Genomic DNA, 5,517 nt, shown 5'->3' on the forward strand with positions numbered 1-5,517 from the left:
GTTCGGATAATCAATTGAAATAAAATAGATGATTAGCAATCAATTCTTTTCCCTTTTTCCCTGACCTCATTTGAACATGAAAAAAGATCGCTTTTAGGCGATCCAAATAGAGCTAAATTAAAGTAACATAATCTAAATGTTTTTAAGTAATTACTGTCGGCTCATCACGCTGGGTATATTCTTTAATTTGAGCAATCTCTTGAGCCAGATCGATTAAAGGTTTTAAAGCTGCTTGAGTTTCTAAGTTGTGCTTGTTTGCATCAGGTTCATAACTTTCGACATATAGCCTTAAAGTTGCTCCTTTAGTGCCAGTTCCAGATAGACGGAAGACGATGCGAGAACCATCAGTAAAGCCAATGCGAATCCCTTGGTTTTTGCTGACGCTATGATCGACAGGATCGCTGTAGCTAAAGTCGTCGGCATATTTGACTTCGTAGTTAGCGAACTTCTTGCCCGCCATACCATCTAGCATTCCTCCTAGACGGTCCATTAACTCTGTAGCGCGTTCTTTGTCTACTTCCTCGTAGTCATGACGAGAATAATAGTTGCGTCCATAGGTTTTCCAGTGATCTTTGACGATCGCTTCTACCGATTCTCCTTTGACCGCTAAAATATTCAACCAGAATAATACTGCCCAAAGTCCGTCTTTCTCACGGACATGATTTGAGCCAGTTCCAAAACTTTCCTCCCCACAAAGAGTCGCTTTATTAGCATCCAGCAAGTTACCAAAAAACTTCCAGCCTGTAGGTGTTTCATAACAAGTAATACCCAATTTCTCTGCTACTCGATCTACCGCTTCGCTAGTAGGCATACTGCGAGCAACTCCTGATAACCCAGTTTTATATCCTGGTACAAGAGTGGCATTGGCGGTTAAAACAGCAAGACTGTCGCTGGGAGTAACAAAGAAATTATTGCCTAAGACCATATTGCGATCGCCATCTCCATCGGAAGCTGCGCCAAAATCTGGAGCATCATTAGCAAACATAATTTCGACTAAATCATGAGCATAAACTAAATTAGGGTCGGGATGTCCACCACCAAAGTCTTCGAGAGGCTCGCCATTTAAGACTGAACCTGCTGCACCCAAACGTTTCTCAAAGATATCTTTGGCATAAGGCCCTGTAACGGCGTGCATGGAATCAACACAAAGCTTAAAATCATGCTTAATTAACTGACGGATACGCTCAAAATCAAACAGCGACTCCATCAACCGAGCATAGGGTTCGACAGGATCGATGACTTCTACGCTCATTTCTCCCAGGCGCGTTACCGTGAGCTTATCTAAGTTCAGATCATCGGCTTCGAGAATTTTGTAGCGATTAATCACTTTGGAACGTTCAAAAATAGCCTCGGTGACTTTCTCTGGTGCTGGTCCGCCACTAGTAATATTGTACTTAATGCCAAAGTCTCCTTGTGGCCCGCCTGGGTTATGGCTAGCGGACAGAATAATCCCCCCATAAGCTTTATACTGACGAATAATTGCCGAAGCTGCTGGGGTAGACATAATTCCGCCTTTCCCTACCAAAATACGTCCGATTCCGTTGGCAGCAGCCATTTTAAGAATAATCTGAATTGCTTGGCGATTATAGTAACGCCCATCACCACCTAAGACGATAGTTTGACCTTCGCACCCATCAAGAGAATCAAAAATTGACTGGACAAAATTCTCTAGATAATGAGGCGTTTGAAAAACTGTCACGGATTTACGTAACCCTGATGTTCCTGGTTTTTGATCCGAAAAAGGAGTTGTGGAAACAGTACGTATGTTCATAAAATATCTTTAAAAAGCAATATACAACCAATCTTACAGGTCGATAGGATCTCTCAGGTTATCAACTGCTACCAAAATTCCTAACCTCTAGTAAAAATGCGATTAGGCTTTGCCTAGCCTTCGGATCGCCCAACCTACCCAAAAAAACTTCATACTACCTACTACCTACTACCTACTACCTAATCCCTAAAAGCCTCACCCCAACCACCGCCACCTGGAGTTTCAATCACAAACGTATCTCCTGGCTGCATCTCAACTGTAGCAGTACTGCCTAATACTTCAATACTTTGATCTTGTCTGACTACATAATTATTGCCTAACTCTCCTGCTTCCCCACCATTCAAACCAAAGGGAGGGACAACACGGTGGCTTGATAGTATCCCCGCCGTCATTGATTCTAAAAAGCGCACTTGGCGCACTACTCCGTTTCCCCCAAAGTATTTTCCTTTGCCTTGGCTACCTTGGCGAATCCCAAAACTTTCCAATAGCACAGGATAGCGAGATTCTAAAACTTCAGGATCAGTTAATAAAGAATTAGTCATGTGAGTCTGTACCGCATCAGTACCATTGAAACCATTCCCCGCACCAGAACCACCACAGATAGTTTCATAATATTGATAGCGATCGTTGCCAAAGGTAAGATTATTCATTGTCCCCTGGGAAGCTGCCATGATACCTAATGCGCCATATAATGCATCGACGATAGTTTGGGAAGTTTCCACATTACCCGCAACCACCGCAGCAGGATAGGTAGGGTTGAGCATACAGCCTTCAGGAATAATCATCTCAAGAGGTTTTAAACAGCCTGCATTTAAGGGAATGGGGTCAGCTACCAAAGTTCGAAAAACGTATAATACCGCAGCTTGCGTAACGGCAGCAGGAGCATTAAAATTGCTTGCTTGCTGGGGTGATGTACCTGTAAAGTCAATTACTGCCCGCAGCTGATCTCGATCAATAGTTACTTTAATGTTAATTTCTGCACCATTATCCATAGCATAACTAAACTGACCATCTTTTAAAGTGGAGATCGCACCTTTGATTGCTAACTCGGCATTATCCTGAACAAACTGCATATATGCCTGTACGGTTTCTAAGCCATAATTTGCCACCATGTTTAAAAGTTCTGTCACCCCGCGATGATTGGCAGCAACCTGCGCTTTAAAATCAGCCAGGTTTTGAGGAATATTACGGGCAGGATAGACGTGATTAGTTAGTATTTCTTTCACAGCATTTTCTCTAAAGTTACCTTCGCCCACCAATAAGAAATTATCAAATAAGATTCCTTCTTCAGCGATCTTTGTACTATGGGGAGGCATTGAACCTGGAGTAATGCCGCCAATGTCTGCCTGATGACCCCGTGAGGCAACGTAGAAAATGGGGTTAGTAGGGGCAGTTCGCCCTAAAGGATATGCGTAGCGGTATGCTTTAGTACTAGCTTCGCGTCGCGAACCGCCCCGACGAGGGAATACAGGGGTAATGACCGTTACATCAGGGAGATGTGTACCGCCGTTGTAAGGATTATTAGACAGATAAACATCTCCTGGTTTAAATTCACCCTGTACATGATTAATTAAGCTGGTGACGCTGGCACTCATCGAGCCTAAATGAACGGGAATATGGGGCGCGTTAGCGACTAATGCACCAGATGCATCAAAGATGGCGCAGGAAAAATCTAGTCTCTCTTTGATATTGACTGAAGCTGCCGTATTTTGTAGGACAATTCCCATCTGTTCGGCGATAAACTGGTACAGGTTTTTAAATATTTCTAGACGAACAGGATCGGGTTTGGGCATATTGTTTATTGTCAAGTCGAATATAATTTTAATTGCTTAAATCTAGTAATTTTTCCTCAAAGTTGAGTTTATGGTATTGGCTATTACATTTATTTTGGCGTTTATTTTTGCCAGTTTCGTCGAATATTGGCTACACCGCATGATGCACATTTTTCCTCACTTTGGACGAGATCTTGTGCCTCACTACGAACACCATCGAGAAAATACGGCTAATGGCGTATTACGAGAGTTTAAAGATTATTTAATGGTAGTCCCTTTAAGCTGTTTAGCTTTTTTGGTTTCCCTGAGCGTTGGCATCAGCTTTGTGGGCGGAAGTATTGTCTACGCTGCTTTTTCAGCCTATGCTCATCAACTACAGCATGAAAATCCAACTAAATGTGTTTGGATGAAGATGCCAGTTCATTATGTTCATCATAAATACAATCAGTGGGAACATAACTTTGGCTTGGCTGTGGATTGGTGGGACCGGGTTTTCGGCACTTATCAAGCAGTAGACTGGCTTACAGATTTAGAGTTAGAGCAATCCCATCAAGGCTATTGGCAGATTAAGTGGTAGGTAGTCGTGCAAAATAATTTCCTAGTTAAAAAGGCTTTATCTCTAAGTGCTTAAGCGATCGCCATCACTGCAAAAAAACCAAGTTTTACAGCTTGTCTTTGGACAGAAGTAGTGTTGTTCCGCTACGCTTTAATGTTATCTATAACCCGTTAGTCGTTAGTTTAAATCAAACTACTACATTTTAATTAAATTAAAATTCACTAATATTCATTTTTTCAAATCATCAAAACTAATGTTGTTTGCATTTAACAAAAAAACTTTTTTACTCGCTACGGCGATCGCTTTTAGTTCTTATAATGTTACTCAGGCTCAACCAAAGACTAAAGAGGTTACAATTAACTTTGCCGCTTATGTAGGAAATCAAAAATTTGTTTGTGGAAAAAGCTACAAAGGAGTGGGTAAAGAAGAATCGACTATTACCCCCACAGATTTTCGTTTTTATGTATCTAATGTCGCTTTAATCGATCAAGATGGGAATGCTGTCCCCTTAAAATTAGAACAAGACGGTAAATGGCAATATCAAAATACGGCTTTATTAGACTTTGAAGACGGAAAGAGTGCTTGTGATAATGGTACAGCAGAAGTAAATACTACTGTAGTGGGAACAATACCTGAAGGCAATTATCAGAGCCTCCAGTTTACCTTGGGAGTGCCACAAAATTTAAATCATAAGGATGCAGCGATCGCACCGTCTCCTTTGAATCTAACTTCAATGTGGTGGAATTGGCAGGGGGGCTACAAATTTCTGCGAGCCGATCTAGAAACAAAAGATGTAATTACTAATGTTGGAGATAGTACCAGCAGCCAAGTTACTCATAGTCAAGCCAGCAGTACTAACACTCATCAGGGTCATAACGGCGAACACACCTCTGCTCATAGTGAAACTATGAACAGCAACGCTTATTTAATTCACCTGGGTAGCACTGGATGCTCCGATTCGTCTCAAAGCGATTTATTTGATTGTGCTAATCCTAACCGTGCCAAGATTGTTCTGGAAGACTTTGACCCAGAAGATAATTTGGTAATTGCTGACTTGGGGGAACTATTGGCTCAAAGCGATTTAACTAGCAATCAGGCTAATACTCCTAATGGTTGTATGTCCTCTCCCGAAGACGGTGACTGTATGCCAATTATGCAAAATCTGAATTTATCTTCGAATAGTAAAGGCGAATCGGCACAATATTTCTTTTTTGTGGAGTAGCTTGTTTGATCGTCGGGAAATGACAGCCAGGTATTCTAAATTTTATAGTCATTCCAGTTAATTTCCTGATGGTAGTTTGGTATTGATAATAAGGTCAAATCTTATTTGCTACTTACTGCTTTTCTCAGAGATCGTCTGGTTGTTATTTGGAATGACTATACTGTTCGTAGTTTGTAGTTATTAAGTACTCTTGCAT

4 protein-coding genes are annotated in these 5,517 nt (G+C 41.4%); 2 read left to right on the top strand and 2 right to left on the bottom strand.

Translation table 11 applies throughout. From position 1 onward, the window contains the following. Positions 1 to 142: 142 nt before the first annotated feature. Positions 143 to 1,771 carry an alpha-D-glucose phosphate-specific phosphoglucomutase gene (locus tag C7B62_RS24040; protein ID WP_106243662.1) on the bottom strand — a complete coding sequence of 543 codons (1,629 nt, stop codon included), beginning with the start codon at positions 1,769 to 1,771 and terminating at the stop codon, positions 143 to 145. 179 nt (positions 1,772 to 1,950) lie between these two features. Beyond that, positions 1,951 to 3,564: a hydantoinase B/oxoprolinase family protein gene (locus C7B62_RS24045; protein ID WP_106243665.1), complete on the bottom strand. Its 1,614-nt coding sequence runs from the start codon at positions 3,562 to 3,564 to the stop codon at positions 1,951 to 1,953. Positions 3,565 to 3,634: 70 nt separating this feature from the next. Here C7B62_RS24045 and C7B62_RS24050 point away from each other — a divergent pair, with 70 nt between their 5' ends. Both C7B62_RS24050 and C7B62_RS24055 read left to right on the top strand, forming a co-directional pair. Beyond that, a complete protein-coding gene (locus C7B62_RS24050) occupies positions 3,635 to 4,120 on the top strand; it encodes a sterol desaturase family protein (protein ID WP_106243670.1) in 486 nt (161 codons plus the stop codon). Between the two features lie 232 nt (positions 4,121 to 4,352). Next, positions 4,353 to 5,321 (top strand): MbnP family copper-binding protein, encoded by a 969-nt coding sequence (locus C7B62_RS24055; protein ID WP_106243672.1) that lies wholly within the window; start codon positions 4,353 to 4,355, stop codon positions 5,319 to 5,321. The last annotated feature ends 196 nt before the right edge of the window (positions 5,322 to 5,517 follow it).

Origin of the sequence: Pleurocapsa sp. CCALA 161 (genome assembly GCF_003003995.1) — a bacterium.
In the GTDB taxonomy this organism is placed as follows: Bacteria; Cyanobacteriota; Cyanobacteriia; order Cyanobacteriales; family Xenococcaceae; genus Waterburya.